Source organism: Herbaspirillum sp. 3R11, from assembly GCF_004563925.1.
Lineage (GTDB): Bacteria > Pseudomonadota > Gammaproteobacteria > Burkholderiales > Burkholderiaceae_D > Herbaspirillum.
Genome location: NZ_SPNJ01000002.1, coordinates 525,524 through 543,247 on the forward strand (window position 1 = coordinate 525,524; position 17,724 = coordinate 543,247).

Annotated in this window: 15 protein-coding genes; 14 read left to right on the forward strand and 1 reads right to left on the reverse strand. The window is 51.8% G+C overall.

The features are described from left to right. The first annotated feature begins 5 nt into the window (after positions 1 to 5). From E4P32_RS10690 to E4P32_RS10710, 5 genes are all read left to right on the forward strand, one after another. Positions 6 to 1,352: an MFS transporter gene (locus E4P32_RS10690; RefSeq protein ID WP_116434222.1), complete on the forward strand. Its 1,347-nt coding sequence runs from the start codon at positions 6 to 8 to the stop codon at positions 1,350 to 1,352. 21 nt (positions 1,353 to 1,373) lie between these two features. Then, complete coding sequence (locus E4P32_RS10695) at positions 1,374 to 2,138, forward strand: SDR family NAD(P)-dependent oxidoreductase (protein WP_116434221.1); 765 nt, start codon at positions 1,374 to 1,376, stop codon at positions 2,136 to 2,138. Between the two features lie 59 nt (positions 2,139 to 2,197). Further along, positions 2,198 to 3,391, forward strand: a complete 1,194-nt coding sequence (locus E4P32_RS10700; protein WP_116434220.1) for an acetyl-CoA C-acyltransferase — start codon at positions 2,198 to 2,200, stop codon at positions 3,389 to 3,391. A gap of 8 nt (positions 3,392 to 3,399) precedes the next feature. Continuing rightward, positions 3,400 to 4,176, forward strand: a complete 777-nt coding sequence (locus E4P32_RS10705; protein WP_116434219.1) for an enoyl-CoA hydratase — start codon at positions 3,400 to 3,402, stop codon at positions 4,174 to 4,176. Between the two features lie 256 nt (positions 4,177 to 4,432). Then, positions 4,433 to 5,176: an SDR family oxidoreductase gene (locus E4P32_RS10710; RefSeq protein ID WP_116434218.1), complete on the forward strand. Its 744-nt coding sequence runs from the start codon at positions 4,433 to 4,435 to the stop codon at positions 5,174 to 5,176. Between the two features lie 226 nt (positions 5,177 to 5,402). Here the strand turns inward: E4P32_RS10710 and E4P32_RS10715 are convergent, their stop codons facing one another. Beyond that, a complete protein-coding gene (locus E4P32_RS10715; protein WP_116434634.1) occupies positions 5,403 to 6,329 on the reverse strand; it encodes a LysR family transcriptional regulator in 927 nt (308 codons plus the stop codon). Between the two features lie 402 nt (positions 6,330 to 6,731). Between E4P32_RS10715 and E4P32_RS10720 the strand changes: the two genes are divergently transcribed. From E4P32_RS10720 to E4P32_RS10760, 9 genes are all read left to right on the forward strand, one after another. After that, positions 6,732 to 8,117 carry an MFS transporter gene (locus tag E4P32_RS10720; protein WP_116434217.1) on the forward strand — a complete coding sequence of 462 codons (1,386 nt, stop codon included), beginning with the start codon at positions 6,732 to 6,734 and terminating at the stop codon, positions 8,115 to 8,117. 59 nt (positions 8,118 to 8,176) lie between these two features. After that, complete coding sequence (locus E4P32_RS10725) at positions 8,177 to 9,070, forward strand: CoA ester lyase (RefSeq protein ID WP_116434216.1); 894 nt, start codon at positions 8,177 to 8,179, stop codon at positions 9,068 to 9,070. Between the two features lie 251 nt (positions 9,071 to 9,321). Next, positions 9,322 to 10,257, forward strand: coding sequence for a nucleoside recognition domain-containing protein (locus tag E4P32_RS10730; protein ID WP_116434215.1), 936 nt, complete (start codon positions 9,322 to 9,324; stop codon positions 10,255 to 10,257). A gap of 888 nt (positions 10,258 to 11,145) precedes the next feature. Then, positions 11,146 to 11,994, forward strand: coding sequence for an alpha/beta fold hydrolase (locus tag E4P32_RS10735; protein WP_116434213.1), 849 nt, complete (start codon positions 11,146 to 11,148; stop codon positions 11,992 to 11,994). A 24-nt stretch (positions 11,995 to 12,018) separates the two neighbouring features. Further along, positions 12,019 to 13,032, forward strand: coding sequence for a TRAP transporter substrate-binding protein (locus tag E4P32_RS10740; protein WP_116434212.1), 1,014 nt, complete (start codon positions 12,019 to 12,021; stop codon positions 13,030 to 13,032). Between the two features lie 121 nt (positions 13,033 to 13,153). Further along, positions 13,154 to 14,038, forward strand: a complete 885-nt coding sequence (locus tag E4P32_RS10745) for an alpha/beta hydrolase (RefSeq protein ID WP_116434211.1) — start codon at positions 13,154 to 13,156, stop codon at positions 14,036 to 14,038. 205 nt (positions 14,039 to 14,243) lie between these two features. Further along, positions 14,244 to 15,425: an acetyl-CoA acetyltransferase gene (locus tag E4P32_RS10750; RefSeq protein ID WP_116434210.1), complete on the forward strand. Its 1,182-nt coding sequence runs from the start codon at positions 14,244 to 14,246 to the stop codon at positions 15,423 to 15,425. Between the two features lie 84 nt (positions 15,426 to 15,509). Beyond that, positions 15,510 to 17,159 (forward strand): acyl-CoA synthetase, encoded by a 1,650-nt coding sequence (locus tag E4P32_RS10755; RefSeq protein ID WP_255419423.1) that lies wholly within the window; start codon positions 15,510 to 15,512, stop codon positions 17,157 to 17,159. Continuing rightward, positions 17,156 to 17,719 (forward strand): DUF296 domain-containing protein, encoded by a 564-nt coding sequence (locus E4P32_RS10760; RefSeq protein WP_116434208.1) that lies wholly within the window; start codon positions 17,156 to 17,158, stop codon positions 17,717 to 17,719. The genes E4P32_RS10755 and E4P32_RS10760 overlap by 4 nt, the downstream gene beginning before the upstream one ends. Positions 17,720 to 17,724 lie beyond the last annotated feature (5 nt).

Consider the following 17,724-nt stretch of genomic DNA (forward strand, 5'->3'; position numbering starts at 1 on the left):
ACGACATGCAACAAATTGACGTTATCAAATTGGCCAACGAAGCCAAATTCAACAAGTTCCATCGCTTGATTCTATTCTGGGGCGTGCTGATTCTCATCCTGGACGGCTATGACCTTGCCGTCGTCGGAGCGGCACTCCCGTCTATCATGAAAGAGATGGGAGTCGATGCCGCGAAGGCTGGCTTCATGGCTAGCTCGGCCCTGTTCGGCATGATGTTCGGCGCTATGTTTTTCGGCACACTGGCGGACAAGATTGGTCGCCCACTGATGTTGGCCGTTGGCGTTGGAACATTCAGTGTCTTCACTGCGGCGGCAGGCCTCGCACACGACCCTATCAGCTTCAGCGCTCTTCGCTTCTTGGCTGGCTTGGGCATTGGTGGGGTGTTGCCGGTGGTCACGGCACAAATGGGCGAATTTTCTCCCGTAAAGGTTCGTGCTCGTCTCGTAACCCTTGTCTTTGCAGGATATTCAGTCGGTGGAGTCTTGGTCGCATTGACTGGCAAGCAGCTCATTGAGTCGTATGGCTGGCAATCTGTCTTCTTCGTCGCCGGCCTCCCTGTTCTGCTCATCCCCTTTATTTTGAAAACAATGCCTGAGTCTATGGCCACGTTGCATCGCAAGGGGCGTCAAGCAAAGCTGGCGGAAGTTGCGCTAAAAATCAATCCAGAACTTCGTTTGAGCGGCAATGAGGAATTCATCCTTCCAGTCGCCGAACGTGTTGCCAACGCCCCTGTGAAAATGCTCTTCGCAAATGGTCGTGGCTTTAGCACTTTGATGATTTGGGTTGCTTATTTCACAGGTCTGTTCATGGTCTATTCCTTGAGCTCCTGGCTGACCAAACTGATGGCGATGGCTGGCTATAGCTTGGGCTCGGCACTTAACTTTGTCTTGGTGTTCAACTTCGGAGCTATGGTAGGTGCCGTCGGTGGCGGCTGGCTTGGCGACAAGTTCAACATCAAGCACGTGCTCGTCGCGTTCTACGTAGTGGGCGCTATCTCACTAACCTTGATGGGGTTCACCAAGGAGACTTGGTTGTTGTTTGTAGTCGTCTTCGTAGTTGGCGCATCCACCCTTGGCACACAACTTCTGGCATATGCATACGCAGGCGAGTTCTACCCAGTGGCTATCCGCTCCACCGGCGTCGGTTTCGCATCGGGCGTCGGGCGCCTTGGCGCAATCATTGCCCCAGTTCTGATTGGTGCATTAGTCACATTGAAGCTTCCCCTGGAACAGAACTTCCTAGGCATCGCCGTGGCAGGTCTGATTGGCGCCGTTGCTGTGATGCTCATCAACCACAACCTTTCCGGAGCTAGGTTAGCTACAAGAGCGACTTCTCAAACACAAACCGTTTAATTTGAAACTTAAGGATTAAAGATGGGTATCAAGGCTGGTGTATATGTCGTAACCGGTGGAGCATCAGGACTCGGCTCTGCCACGGCGCGAGCAATTGTCGCAGCCGGTGGCTTAGTAGTTCTGGCAGATGTAAATCCGGTTGCGGGTGCCAAAGCGGAAGCCGCATTCAGCGGCCATGCTAAGTTCGTTCAAGCCGACGTCACGAACGAGAGTAGCGCCGTAGAGGCTTTTGCAGTTGCCAAGTCCATGGGAAGTGTAGTGGGTCTAATCAACTGCGCTGGCATCGCACCAGCTGAGAAAGTATTTGGTAAGGAAGGTGTTCACCGGCTGGAAAGCTTTATCCGCGCGGTGAACATCAACCTGATTGGCACCTTCAATATGGCAAGGCTTGCAGTTGAAGCCATGAGTGAAAATGAACCGTCTGAGAACGGTGAACGCGGCGTCATCATCAATACCGCCTCTATCGCAGCGTTCGATGGCCAAGTGGGTCAAGCTGCCTATGCCGCCTCTAAAGGCGGAGTGGTCGCTATGACACTACCGCTGGCCAGGGAGCTCTCACGATACGGCATCCGCGTGATGACCATCGCACCCGGCATCATTGAAACGCCCATGATGCTCGACATGCCGACTGAAGTTCTTTCCTCTCTTGGGAAAATGGTTCCATTTCCACCACGTCTGGGCAAGCCATCAGAGTTCGCCGCTCTCGTGGAACATATCCTGGAAAACCGATATTTGAATGGCGAAGTCATCCGTATGGACGGCGCGCTGCGTATGGGCGCGAAGTAGTATTCCGGCCGCCCCAAACTTCCCAATCTCACAGCGGTTCCATCAAACAGGAGAGAAGAATGTCTTATGACCCGGTAGTTATTGTTTCCGCAGTCAGGACGCCCATAGGCGGCCTGCAAGGAGCGTTTGCGGACCTGACCGGTCCGCAGCTTGGCGGTTACGCAATCAAAGCAGCTGTCGCGCGTGCCAAAATCCAACCCGAATACGTTGAGCAAGTTCTGATGGGTTGTGTGCTGCAGGCTGGCCTAGGTCAGGCACCGGCACGTCAAGCAGCCCTACGTTCCGGACTTCCCAATAGCGTCACCTGTGCGACCATCCATAAGGTCTGCGGCTCAGCAATGATGGCCGTGATTCTTGGTCACGACAGCATTCTGGCGGGCTCAGCATCGGTTGTCGTTGCTGGTGGTATGGAGTCGATGACTAACGCGCCCTATCTACTTCAAAAAGCCCGTCGAGGATATCGACTTGGTCACGAGAAGCTTCTGGACCATATGTTCCTTGATGGCCTGGAGGACTCATATTCTGATGAGAATCGTGGCCGACTCATGGGTACTTTTGCCGAGGAATGTGCCAAATACTATCGATTCACGCGAGAAGACCAGGACGCCTATGCAATACGCTCTACCCTCCGCGCAAAAAATGCCAGTTTGAATGGCAGCTTTGATTGGGAAATGGTACCCGTCACAGTACAGGGAAGAAAGGGCGCGACTGTCGTCGATAAGGATGAGGGGCCGTTCTCTGTGAATCTGGAACGTGTCCCGACATTGAAACCAGCCTTTAAGGCGGGTGGAACGGTCACGGCAGCCAACTCTTCCTCAATCTCCGATGGCGCCGCCGCGCTAGTTCTAACGCGAGAATCGACGGCGGCGAAATTGGGACTAACACCGATTGCACGCATCTTGGGTCATGTAGCTTACGCTGGCCTACCCGAGAAATTTCCTTCCGCCCCCGTCGGTGCCATCCGAGTGCTTTTTGAAAAGACGCAGCTCTCGGCTGATGAAATCGACCTCTTTGAAATCAACGAGGCGTTTGCCGTTGTCCCTATGGCTGCTGCCCATGACTTGGGACTAGATTTGGAGAAGGTCAACATCCATGGTGGTGCCTGCGCTTTAGGCCATCCAATTGGCGCTTCCGGCGCGCGCATTCTCGTCACGCTTCTGGGTGCGCTCAAGAAAACCGGCGGGAAGAAAGGTATCGCCAGCCTTTGTATTGGCGGCGGCGAGGCTACGGCGTTGGCCGTAGAGATGCTGTGAGCCAACCGATGAACTACGTGTGTATTACAAGCGAAATCCACGGAAAAGTTGGCCTCATCAGGTTGAACCGCTCCGCGCAGCTAAACGCGTTGAACGATGAGCTGCTTGATGAGCTAACTCAGGTTCTCGACATATTTGAGGCGGACAACGAAATTGGATGTATTGTCATCACCGGTTCTCAAAAGGCCTTTGCTGCGGGCGCGGACATTTCTGCGATGGCCACAATGAGCTACATGAGCGCCTACAAACAGGAGCTTATCACTCGCAATTGGGAACGCGTTACGTCTTGTAGAAAGCCGGTCATCGCAGCGGTCAGTGGATTCGCGGTTGGAGGAGGCTGCGAACTCGCCATGATGTGCGACATGATTTTTGCATCAGACTCCGCGAAATTTTCACAACCTGAGGTCAAACTTGGTCTGTTACCTGGAGCAGGAGGAACTCAGCGCCTGCCACGAGCAATCGGGAAAGCCAAAGCAATGGACATGTGCCTTACTGGGCGAACGATGACTGCGGCGGAGGCAGAGAAAAATGGGCTCGTGGCGAGAATTTTCCCTGCAGAAGAATTGATTGAAGAGACCCTCAAGGTAGCTACAGAGATAGCATCATTCTCGCAGCCTGTCGCAATGATGATTAAAGAATCCGTTAATCGTGCTTTTGAAAGCAGCCTCCGCGAAGGAATACTTTTTGAGAGACACGTTTTCCATTCTGTCTTTGCTACTGCCGACAGTAGTGAGGGAATCGATGCATTTCTGACAAAGCGCCATCCAACATTCAAAGATTGCTGAGTAAGGCATTAATTAAAACTTAGCCGAAAGCGGAAGTAAGCTGTAGTGCGAAAGTTTGTAGATTTGCATCGAAAATTGATCTACGTTTTGAGTGAACACAATTCTGCTTATGACCATAGCAAGAGATCGGAGTGATCGACGTGGCATTACGAGGCATTATTCGACGCTGGCATCTTCGTGACCAGATTCAGTGCACTGGACTGATCAAAGAAACTGGTGTTACTTTATTTGAATTGCCAACACAACTGGTCCCCTCATGACTTCAGAATTCCCTGTGGCACTCGTCACTGGTTCCACGTCAGGTATTGGCCTGGAAATCGCGCGAAAACTTGCTGAGAAGCGCTATGCTGTTGTCGTCAATTCTCGCTTTTCCTCCGAAACGGGGATGCGTATCGCCGAGGATCTCCCTTTGGCGATTTACATCCAAGCCGATTTGTCTGTTGAAACTGATCGCCAAAGATTAATTGAACAAGTTCTTCATCGCTATGGCCGGCTAGATGTATTAGTCAACAACGCTGGCATCAGCCGTGTCATTCCGCATGAAGATTTGCTGGCTGTGACCTCGTCGGTGTGGAACGAATTGAACGCGGTCAATCTTATTGCACCTTTCCATCTAGTTGCTTTGGCGGAGGCCGCGTTACGCAAGTCTGGGGAGGCCGGTAATGCTGGATGCGTTGTCAATATCAGCTCTCACGCCGGCGTTCGTCCTAAGGGAGCGTCTATCCCATATGCCGCCACGAAGGCAGCTTTGAATCATGTAACCAAGCTACTGGCGTTGTCTCTGGCGCCGAAAATTCGTGTCAACGCCGTCGCACCTGGATTGGTGGATACACCGCTTACTGCTGAGTGGGTGAACGCACAAGAACTCTGGCGCAATAGGTCTCCCATGAGGCGGGCTGCAACGCCGGCAGATATCGCAAACGTCGTAATATCCTTAGTCGACAACCCCTATCTAACTGGAGAAATTATTATGGCAGACGGCGGATTAAATCTTACCTAGTGTTGATTTTTATCGAACATGGACACACTTAGTGGAGTGAACTCCTCTTGCCGCTCCAACTCGACCGACAACTGTTGGTCTAGTGGGGCGTTTGAACAGGCGCATCAGGATTTGCACAAGTTCCAAGGACAATCTCCTCCTTCTCCGACGCCATCGACGACCTAGTTACGCATATTTCACGATGCCTCAGTACCTGGTGCAGGCCATGCCGACGGCCTAGATCTGGCTAGACGATCCATTTTATTTCTGTGGTCCGGCCGTCAAGAAGATCTGCATTCAATTCCACAATTTCACTTAGATACTCCCAGAGAGCCCTGACGCGCGCCAACTCGCGCCGCTCTGGAGGGGCCACTAGCCAGAAAGTCCGTTGAATGTCGACTTTATCGGGAAGAACTGGAACCAGGTTTTCGGTCACGCTTCCCAAGAAACACGGTAAAACGGCAATGCCGAGGCCCGCTTTTGCTGCCTGCGCTTGCGCCATTACGCTTGTGCTGCGAAAACAGCGTTTGAGAGATGCTCCCCATTTGTGCAGATGAAACTGCTCAGGCGAAAAAACGAGATCATCGACGAAATCAATCCATCGGTGAGCCTGAAAATCCTCAACTTGTTTTATAGAGGAATGGCTATCTAGGTACTCGGGGGTCGCATATGGAAGCAAACGATATTCTGTGAGCCGGCGAGTGACAAAACTGCTTGTGCTAGGACGGTCTATCGCGACGGAGGTATCTGCTTCGCGCTTGGAGAGATTCAACGATCTCGAAAGAGGAAGAATATCTACAGTAATCGCTTGGTGACGCTCACAGAAATTGGCCATATGTGGCGTCAAAAAAAAAGTCCCAAAAGCTTCCGTCGAGCCAATTCGAATCTCGCCGCTCAGTTCAATTCGGTCGCCATTATTGTTGTTTATCTTAATCTCAGACAACGTGCTTTCTAACTTCTCGACATGCTCGAGCAACTCATATCCTTCGGCGGTCAGTTGCAGACCTTGAGAGCTGCGATTAAACAATTTTGAACCCACCTCCTGCTCTAATTTCTGTATTCGTCTCGAGATCGTGGGTTGGCTCATTTTGAGCAAGTACGATGCCTCTAATCCAGATCGTGTGCGAGCTGTAGCCAGAAAAACCCTGAAATTATCCCAATCGAGGTTACTCATCATCATCTCCGTTGTTATTCATATTTGCATTGCCATGTTTCATTTTAGATCATGGTAAATGCAAAAACTGTGATTTATGATGAATAAAATTTCAACAATAAAAGTGATATGAGGCAAAAATATTCCTACACCTCAGACCTTGTAAGGAGACACATTTCATGATTGATGGCACCACCTCGAACATCCTCTTCACACTGCAGTTGCAACACAAACATCGCACAGTTTTTGAATAATCTCGCAGGTGGTTAGCTCCGAATGCTAGTCATCTGGAGTACGTGATTTGAGATAGCGCAGAGGCGCCACATCGGCGATATTCGAAGATCGAAAGTTGATCTTCATGCGGCAAAAACAACAAGAGCTTCAAGGCCGCGTTCACTATTCAAACCAAAAAAGGAGGAGACAATGCAAATGAACCCATCAAATCAAGTGGCGGGCAGGATTAGTGTGGCAGCTCGAATCGAGAGATTGCCTTTAACAAAGTATCAGCGACTGATCTTTATGGTTATCGCTACCGCATGGCTATTTGACTCAATCGACTTAGCCATCATGACCTTTATGCTCGGGTCGATCAAAACGGACCTTGGCTTGACGGCGGCGCAAGCGGGTCTGCTTGCAAGCTCAAGTTTTTTAGGCATGCTGGTCGGTGCCTTGATTGCCGGTATTGCAGCTGATCGCATCGGAAGAAAGCCTGTATTCCAGGTCAGCATGATTTTGTGGGGGGCCGGCAGCCTTGCCTGCGCGTTTGCGCCAGACGTAAATTATCTTATGCTATTCCGTGTTCTCTTGGGAATCGGCATGGGTATGGAATTTCCCGTCGGACTTTCCATTCTCTCTGAATTTCTGCCAACGAAAGGTCGGGGAAAATACATTGCCATTTTGGAGGGGTTCTGGCCCATCGGTTTTATCCTCGCTGGCACTGCAGCATACCTGTTCCTTCCCATCGTAGGCTGGAGAGGAATCTTCCTTTTGCTGGCAGTGCCCTCCGTCTTCGTGTTCATCTTTCGTCAGATGGTCCCGGAGTCTGCAAGATGGCTTGAAAGCCGAGGGCGGATAGTAGAAGCCGACCAAGTCGTCTCTCATATTGAAGAAAAGGTCAAAGAATGCCTTAACGGCCAGGAGCTTCCTCCTGTAGATCCTGTATTCGCCGCTTCTAAATCAACCAGTTCCAAATCGAAGATTTCGGCCCTCTGGGAAAACGGCTATGCCAAACGTACCTTCATGACGTTATGCCTCTGGTTTTTTGCCTTATTGGGGTACTACGGCCTCACTACGTGGCTGGGCGCTTTGCTTCAGAATGCCGGCTATGAGGTAACCAAGTCGGTCTTTTACACGATCATCATTTCTTTCGCTGGCATCCCAGGATTCATGGTGGCGGCGTGGCTAGTGGAGGTATGGGGACGGAAGCCGACATGCATTCTTATGCTTTTAGGTAGTGCAAGCTGCGCGTACATCTACGGTCAAACGGCTTCGGTTCAGGCTCCTGTTGCACAGCTAATTGCCGCGGGCTTGTCAATGCAATTCTTCTTCTTCGGAATGTGGTCTGTTCTTTATGCCTATACCCCGGAATTGTTCCCTACTCAGATCAGGGCGACTGGTGCAGGTCTCGCATCAGCAGTAGGTCGGGTTGGATCTCTGATCGGACCGTCCGTTATCGGCGTGATTCTACCTGCGGTTGGCCAGGGCGGAGTATTTGCTCTTGGTGCTGTGTCTTTCCTGATCGCAGCGCTCGTAGTGTTAGTGCTCGGAGTGGAAACAAAGGGACGCTCGCTTGAAGAAGTGTCAAATTAGTGAAAATAGAGCTCCAGGTACGCAGATGACTGGAGCTCCAACATGGAGAAGCAGATAACATGATTAGTAGTCAGTTGAGACGTCCTGTGCATACCCGCCGCAGTTGGCTCTTTATCGCCGGAGCAGATGAATCCGCATTGTGTGCCGGGATCGCGTCTGGAGCCGATGTACTAATTCAAGACCTGGAAGACTTCACTCCGCAAACGCTCAAGGCTCATGGACGAATACTCAGTAAGAACAGTATACGCATGTGGAAAGAGTCGGGCCTTGTGTCGGCGGTGCGTATCAATCCCCTTGAGCACGGTGGCTACGATGATCTCAGCGCTGCCGTTGCAGCGAATGTCGACGTTATTATGCTTGCGAAGGCATCGGATGTCGCCCAAATTGGGGCACTGGATCGCGAGCTCACGCGTCTTGAACGAACGCATGGTTTGCCTATCGGGCACATCGAGATCGTTCCTGCTATCGAGTCCGCCGCAGCCGTACTTCAAATCTCTTCGCTCGCTAGATCGAGTTCACGGGTGACAGCGATGTTGATGGCCAGCGAGGACATGGCTACAGATATGGATGTCACCCGAACTCGCAATGGAACGGAGTTGGCCTATGCCAGGTCCCGATTTTTCTTCGAATGTGCTGCGGCCAAAGTGTTTGCAATTGATTGCCCGTATACATTTGCAGATCCAACCGGGGCTGAGCAAGATCTGCAGTTTGCATCTTCAATTGGATACAAAGCCAAGTCCTTAGTAGAGCCTGCACAGGCGGCCGTGATCAACAAATTATTTACACCATCTCCCGCTGAAGTGGCACTCGCGATCCGCGTCACGAATCTCTTTGACAATGCTCAAAAGGAAGGGCGCACACGAGTGGAAATGGACGGGCATTTGTTGGAGGTTCCAACGTATACCGCAGCGAAGCGTTTGTTGGCGCGTGCGTCCCAATTTCCGGATGCTTAGACGTGAATCTAACCGCACGGTCGAAGAGTAAGTTCGATAGATTGCGTTTGTGCTTCTGAAGTATCCGCGAGTGAAGATGAATTTAGATTTTATGAAGTTTTTGACACCAAGCTCCTGCTCTTAGTCCTCTGGGATTGAGTTGCCCTCGATCTAGCGGTCGAGGGCTTTTTTTGCAGAAGAGTGTCAAAGTTGCAGCGTTGGTCTAGCGCAACTACCGCCATCCGACATAGGTTCTAAGTAGTGACCAAAAAATGGAATTTATAAATATTATCTTGTCCGCAGGAAAATCAGCGGTCGACATTGCACTATTCGTGGTGCTCCCTATTATGGTGATCTCTATGGTGCTGATGAGTATTCTGGAGAAAGTCGGTTTAATGAACTGGTTAGTTGCAAAGCTTGTTCCACTGTTGCGTCCAATGGGACTGACTGGCTTGAGTGTCTTTGCCCTGCTTCAGGTTAGTTTCGTCAGTTTTGCGGCACCTGTCGCAACATTGGCGATCATGGATAAACGAGGCGTGTCGCAGCGTCACCTTGCTAGCACCTTCGCAATGGTGCTAGCAATGGGGCAAGCCAATGCATCTTTTCCGCTAGTGCCGCTAGGTCTCGATATTGGATGGTTTCTGCTGATATCTCTTTTCGGAGGGCTCATCGCGTCGATCGCGACCTATTACTTGTTGTGCCGAGGGCTGCCGGCAAACGACATTAGACCTGAGGAGGATATCTCTTATCGTTCGTTGGATTCCTCGACGGGAATACTGGCGGTCATCAACGCCGCTGGCGGCGAGGCATTCAAACTCGCCGTCGGTGTCATTCCTATGCTCGCGCTTGCCTTGCTCTGCATTGCCGTCATCAAGAACGTTGGAGGCTTCGCTCTCGTGGAAATGGGATTGGCTCCACTGCTTCATGCTTTGAACGTTAGCACGGATATTGTTGTTCCTACCTTAACCAAATTTGTGGCAGGAGGAACGGCTCTACTTGGCCTGTTGCTTGAGATGCACGGCAGTGGTCAAATTGATTCACACTTCTTGAATGCCTCATCCGGATGGTTGATCCACACCTTGGACCTCTCGGGCGTAGCAATCATGATGTCCTCGGGTCCTCGGCTAGCCGCGGTATGGAAACAAGCAGTGATCGGTGGAGCAGCCGGCATAGTTGTGCGCACCGTTCTGCAGGTAGCGTTAGCCTGACACTGCCAGTGTCTTACCAAGGCGGAGAGGTCTGGGTGCGTATCGCACGCTAAGAGTCTCTGTACAATCTGATGCTTCTGCAGCGCATTTACGAAGACCTCGTGAATAGCCTTGTTCGGTCTAACCTTACATGCCCGTGCTATCACATTTCTATGTGGCCCCGGTAACTTCCATTTTTTGAAGTCTTACTCGTCAGCTAAACAGCCATCCATCGGCAAGCGCGGTTCGAGCGGGTTTAAAAAAGATGGGCGAAGCCTCTTTGGGAAATTCGTCGGAGTTTCTGGACAATTACGGTAAATCAGCATCTGATAAGTTTGCCCCCGTGTGACGAGAGTGATCCTCCTTAACGCGAAAGTTGGCGCAGGAGGAACGTCTTATTGACATATCTTTAATAGGCTCGCCCGTCCGCAAATGATTGCTATGCATATTTGCATATTGCACTTTCATTTTAGTCTCTAGCAAATGCCAATTTTTCTAATTAAGATGATTGTTAATTCGCGAAAAAGCAAAAAAAACAATCAGAAGCTGAAAGCGACATTTCACTTGGAGACGCTTGTGATTATAGATGGCAGCAAGAAGAATTCGATTTCGCCCAAAGAGGAAATAGGCGGAGTGATGTTAGACAACACGCAACTCGACTATTCGTGCGTTATCACGTTCTGCCGAAGTTAAAAGCGCAACTTCGCTTACGTTATTGGGTATTAAAACAGTACGTAGAAATTGCTGTTTCTAAAGAGTGTTTCTCTGACGTCCAGCAAGAAAATATATTCCGCTCCATCCCATTCACGACGCTAACGGCTGCAAGCTGCTGGCGGGGTCGGCTGTATTCCGAATTTGCGGAAACACAGGTGCCGGCCTGATTGTTTCGCACGAATTTCTGGAGATTCCTTGACATATCTTACCCATCACTTCGCCGATCTCACGGACGTCACTCTTCATTACGTAACGGCAGGTAGCGGATTCCCTGTGGTTTTGCTACATGGGATTCCGCAGACGTCCCATGAGTGGAGATACGTGATCCCTCACCTCGCCAAAAAGTATCGCGTGATCGCACCTGACCTCCGTGGCCTAGGCGACTCATCTAGACCAGCTAACGGTTACGACAAAAAAACTGTTTCGCAGGATGTTTGGAATCTGCTCGAATCGCTTGGTATCGAGAGCTTCTATTTGGTCGGACATGATTGGGGAGGACCGACCGCATTTTCGCTGGCCGCGCAGCATCGCGAAGCAGTCGAAAAGCTAGCAATTCTGGATGTGGCGATCCCGGGAGACGGCGCTGATTTCTCCCAAGGGGGACGGCGTTGGCACCATGCACTCTTCCGCACTTTGGATCTTCCTGAGGCTTTGTTCCAAGACCGAGAGCATCTGGTTATCAATTGGCTGTTCGAAAACTACGGATATCGCTCTAACTGCATCAACGAAGAAGACCGCAAAGAGTATCTGCGTACCTATGTAAAGCCAGGTTCTATGCGAGCGATGTATTCCTTCTATCGTGCATTACCTCAGGACGCCTTAGACAACCAAGCGATGCTTGATGCAGAAGGAAAGTTGCAAATGCCAGTGCTCGCACTTGGCGGAGAAAAAGGATTCGGTCGTGGATACGAAACGCTCGAATCTCTCAAGCGAGTCGCAGTAAATGTCCAGGGAGGGCTTATTCCCGATTGTGGTCATTGGGTGACTGAGGAACAACCGGAGTTCATCGCAGAAGAACTCTTGAGGTTTTTCGGCGAAAACTAAGCAAAATAAATCGAGGAGACAAACATGATTACTAATCGCCGCAAACTTATTATTACCGGCGCTAGTGTTGCTGGTGCTTCCATCGCATTTCCTTCGCTGGTCTGGGGGCAGGCACAGTTCAAAATGAAATGTGCAAACATTGTCCAGGCTGATCACCCGCTTAACGTGCGTTTGGTCGAAGCTAGCGCCAAGATCAAAGAAAAGACGAACGGTCAGGTCGACATCACCATCTTCCCGTCAAATCAGCTAGGGACTGACGCGGATATGCTGTCCCAAGTCCGGGCAGGTGCGATCGACATCTTTGTACAATCGGGCTTGATTCTGGGCACTCTGGTTCCTGTGGCCGGGATTAATGGCATCGGATTTGCCTTCTCCGACTATTCGAAGGTATGGCAAGCGATGGATGGTCCGCTGGGAAAACACATTCAGGAAGCATTCTTGAAGTCCAATCTGATTGCCTTCGACAAAATGTGGGACAACGGATTCCGATCGACCTTGACCACCTCAAAGCCCATTCGCACTCCTGATGACCTGAAGGGCTTCAAGATCCGCGTTCCTCCAAGTCCACTTTGGACCGCATTGTTCAAGTCTTTGGGAGCCGCGCCAGTTTCTATTCCCTGGGGAGATACGTACTCGGCACTTCAGACAAAGATGGCTGACGGCATCGAGAATGCGCTGGCAACTATCTATTTCTCAAAAATGTACGAGGTCTCCAAAAATCTCTCTTATACCAATCACATGTGGGATGGATTCTGGACCGTCGCCAACAAAAAATCGATGGAAGCACTACCGGCATCAGCACGCGATATCGTCGTCAGGGAGTTCAATGAGGCAGCTGTGAGGCAGCGCGTCGACGTCGCCAAGTTGAACGGCGAGTTGGCCAGCACTTTGGCGGCAAAGGGCGTTCAGTTCACGAATGTCGATCGTGCGCCGTTCCAGGAAAAGCTTCGCCAATCTGGATTCTATGGCGAATGGAAACGCCGTATGGGCGAAGAAGCTTGGTCTTTGCTTGAGGGGACCGCTGGCAAGCTTACGTGACCTGAAAATAGTACTGACCAAAAGGCGCCAGAGGACGACGAGAATGTTCAGCACTCTGGCGCCAGATATAGGCGTTGCAGAAAAGAGGCTGGCGTAGGTAGTTCAACAGAGGAGATACAAAATGCAGGTCGCAGGATTCACGAACGAGGAAGCCAATGTCGGGGATGTCAGTATCGCCTACTCTATCGGTGGGAATGGCCCTCCTGTTTTGCTCCTCCACGGTTTTCCGCAAAACCGTGCCGAGTGGACCCACGTAGCGCCGATCTTGGCCCAGCGCTACACAGTAGTTTGCGCCGATCTGCGTGGATACGGAGACTCCGGGAAACCTCGGTGCTTACCTGACAACTCAAATTATTCTTTCCGTGCGCTTGCTCAAGATCAGATGACGTTGATGCGCAAGCTAGGCTTCGAGCGCTTCCACCTCGTCGGTCATGATCGCGGAGCTCGCACCGCATACCGACTCGCACTAGATCATCCAGAAGCAGTACAGACTTTGACCGTGATGGACATTGTGCCCACCTACTCCATGTTCATGGATACAAACCGCTTGTCGTCTGCCGCGTACTGGCACTGGTATTTCCTTCAACTTCCGGCACCATTCCCCGAGCGCATGATCGCCAACGATCCAGATTTCTTCTACGAGACCTGTCTCCTTAGTTGGGGTGCGACAAGCGTATCTGATTTTGATCAGGACATGCTGGCTTCTTATCGCGAATCTTGGCGCAATCCAGAGATGATTCATGGATCCTGCTCCGACTATAGAGCAGGCGCCACAATCGACTTGGAGCACGACACAGAAAACCTTGGCAAAAAAGTGGATTGCGTGACGTTAGTTTTTTACGGTTCCAACGGCACTGCGGGCAAGCTTTTCAATCTTCCTGCCGAGTGGGCGAAACGCTGCAGCGATACCGAACTTGCAACGCTGCCGGGCGGTCACTTTTTCATCGACCAGTTCCCTAAGGAGACCGCGGAGATACTCATGGATTTTTTAGGCAAGCATGCCTGAGCATATCCACGTTGAGTCGCCCACTGGATGGTACTAGACCAAGGCCAGGTCGAATTTAAGGGGATAGGAAGGTCGCCCTCCCTCATGGGAAATACGCTCGTATTTAGAGCAAATTTTGGACGTCCCCATACACATCGGGACAATGCCGTAGCACTTATCCAGGTGATGTGCTCAGTTAAATAGTTATATAAGGAGAATTATTGTCATGGCTGCATCCATATCAGCACCTTGCATCACCGGCTGGCATCATTCAAAATTCGGCAAACTCGACGGCATCGATCCAGAGGTGCTAATCGGCCAAGTGGCCAAGGCCGCTATCCTGCATGCAGGCCTCCAGCCTGAAGATATCGATTCGATTCACATCGGCACCTTCAACGCCGGCTTTCTGTATCAGGACTTTCCATCTTCTTTGGTGTTTAACAGCCTGCCACAGCTGCGCTTCAAGCCGGCGGTGCGCGTGGAAAATGCCTGCGCTACAGGGTCGGCCGCCATTCATTCAGGGTTGCAATCGATCAAGGCGGGCGAATCCAAACACGTTCTGGTGATCGCCTTCGAGAAAATGACTGAACTGGCCACGCCACAGGTGGGTGAAGTACTGCTCAAGGCTTGCTACGTCAGGGAGGAGGCGAATGTACCAGGAGGTTTCGCCGGGGTATTTGGGAAGATTGCCCAAACCTATTTCGACCGCTATGGCGACCAGTCTGACGCCTTGGCAATGATCGCAGCCAAAAACCACAAAAATGGCACCGCCAATCCATATGCGCACATGCGTCGTGATCTCGGCTATGAATTCTGCCGCAACGTTTCCGACAAAAATCCTTTTGTGGCCGGCCCGCTGAAGCGTAGCGACTGCTCGCTAATTTCTGATGGTGCGGTAGCTATGGTTATCAGCACAGCCGACGAGGCCAAGAGCATGCCACGCGCCGTACAGTTCCGTGCCGCAGTGCATGTGAATGATTACCTCCCGCTATCGCGCCGGGACGTGACACGCTTTGAGGCTGCCGAGCTAGGCTGGACGAAAGCATTGGGCGACGCACGCCTGACGCTGAATGACTTGTCGCTAGTCGAAACTCACGACTGCTTCACCATCGCCGAACTTATAGAGTATGAAGCAATGGGCCTGGCCGCTCCTGGTCAAGGTGCGCGCGTGATCAAGGAGGGCATCTCCGCCAAGGATGGTAAGTTGCCAATCAATCCGTCTGGCGGCCTAAAGTCTAAGGGTCACCCTGTGGGTGCCACTGGCGTGTCAATGCACGTGATGGCCGCCATGCAGGTGGTCAATAATGCGGGCGACATACAGGTTCCGAACGCTCGCTTGGCTGGTGTCTTCAATATGGGCGGGGCGGCCGTAGCCAACTACGTGAGCATCTTAGAGCGCGTCAATTAAGTAGGAGCGCGATTGTGCCCTCTTTCGTCAAAAGACGCTAGGGCTACGGGAGTACAACGCGGTAACGATGTAGCCGCGAGCGTCATAAGCGCCCGCAGACACGTCAATTTCAAACCAGATAGCAAGAGTGAGACGATGTTAAAGAAAGTAATGAATCTCGGCCGACTTCTATCCGATGTCGCACGCCGTTTTCCGGACGAACCTGGCCTGATCCTCAGCCAAGGTAATGCCAACGACGATGACCAAATAATCACTTGGAAACAGATCAATGACCGTGTCGACGCCTTGGCGCTCGCGCTTACCCAGCGCGGCATCAAGAAAGGCGACAAGATGCTGGTCCATTCGCGTAACAACCAACAGATTTTCGAGAGTGCCTGGATTGCATTCAAGCTGGGTGTCGTCTGGGTCCCAACCAACTATCGAATCACGCCTTCCGAGGCCGCCTATCTTGGTCAGTCGAGTGGCGCCTCCGTAATGATCTATGACTACGGCTTCACCAACTACGTCGATGCCGTCAAGGCGGCTTCACCAGCGCTGAAACACATTATTGCGGTAACAGATCCCCGCCCCGGCGAACTCGATTACGAAGTCTTGGCGTCCGACGCCGGCAAGCGCTCGTTCGAGGAAGTTGAAGTCGACCACGAAGATCCGCTGTGGTTCTTTTATACGTCCGGAACCACCGGGCATCCCAAGGCCGGCATTCTCTCGCACGGCCAGATGGCCTTCGTTGTCACCAATCATCTTGCCGATCTGATGCCTGGCCTAAGCCATGTATCGCGTTCACTAGTGGTGGCGCCGCTATCGCACGGTGCCGGTATCCATGCCGTGGTTAATACCGCCCGCGGCGCGGCTAGTATTCTGTTATCAAGCGAGCGTTTGGTGGTGGAAGAAGCCTGGCAGCTCGTCGAGAAATACAAGGTCGACAACATGTTCACCGTACCAACTATTGTCAAAATTCTGGTGGAAGACGAATCTGTCGATAGCTACGACCATTCTTCGTTAAAGCACGTAATTTATGCCGGTGCTCCAATGTATCGCGCCGATCAGATCTATGCTTTGAAGAAACTGGGCAAGGTCCTGGTGCAGTATTACGGTCTGGGCGAAGTGACTGGCAACATCACCTTCCTTCCCCCCTATCTGCACTTCGAAGAAGACACTCACCCGCAAGCCCGTGTGGGCAGTTGCGGCATGCCTCGTACCGGGATGGAGATTGCGATCCTGGACGATGATGGCAAAAAGCTGCTGCCTTACGAAACCGGTGAAATCTGTGTGCGTGGCCCGGCTGTGTTCATTGGCTATCACAACAATCCCGAGGCAAACACGAAAGCGTTTAAGCATGATTGGTTCCATACCGGTGACCTTGGCCACGTAGATAAAGACGGATTTTTGTTCATCACAGGCCGTTCGTCGGACATGTATATCTCTGGCGGCTCTAACGTATATCCACGCGAAATTGAAGAAGCGCTGCTGACTCATGCGGCAGTGTCGGAAGTGGCCGTTCTTGGGGTGCCCGATCCCAAATGGGGGGAAAGCGGCCTGGCGGTGATTGTCTGCAAGCAAGGACAGGCGGCTGATGGCGATGCGTTATTGACCCACCTGAAAGATCGTATCGGAAAATACAAGTGGCCGCGCCGGTTCGTCTTCTGGGAAACCATGCCCAAGTCGGGCTACGGCAAGATCGTAAAGAAACAGATCAAGGCATTGCTAGAAGAAAAAGGAGATTATCGTCTATGAAACTCTCAGAAAAACATCCGAATGGTATGGGGTTGGTTGAGGTGCGAAAGTTCCTTCATGCTGGCCCACATAGCTTCCCGCGCACGCTGGATCTGGTGGCTGATCCAGCCGAAGAACTGCGTATCACGCTACATGCAGGCGAAATCGTAGGCGAAGCCCTGCGTAAAGTACTGTCGCGCTATGGCCAGCGTGGAGGTGTCGGACGCATGTGTAGTGGTACCGCTCGCAAACTGCATTACCACCGTATGGTTACCACTGGAGACAATTACCGTCCGTATGACTACGGCCCACCAGACGTGCTGGCGGGCACGATCACCTTCGTGACCGGCGCCATCACGGTGGGCCAGAATCAGGACGGGAAGGTGCTATTGCATTGTCACTCAGGCTTTATCGACGGCGGGGGCATCGTTCATGGTGGACACCTTCTTCTCGACACTGTGGAAGTGGGCGACGATCCGCTCGTTATCCGCCTTTGCTTATTCTCCCGAAGCGCCTTCGTTGTCAACAGCGATGAAGAGACGCACTTCAGTCTATTGCACCCAACACCCATGGAACCATGATGACG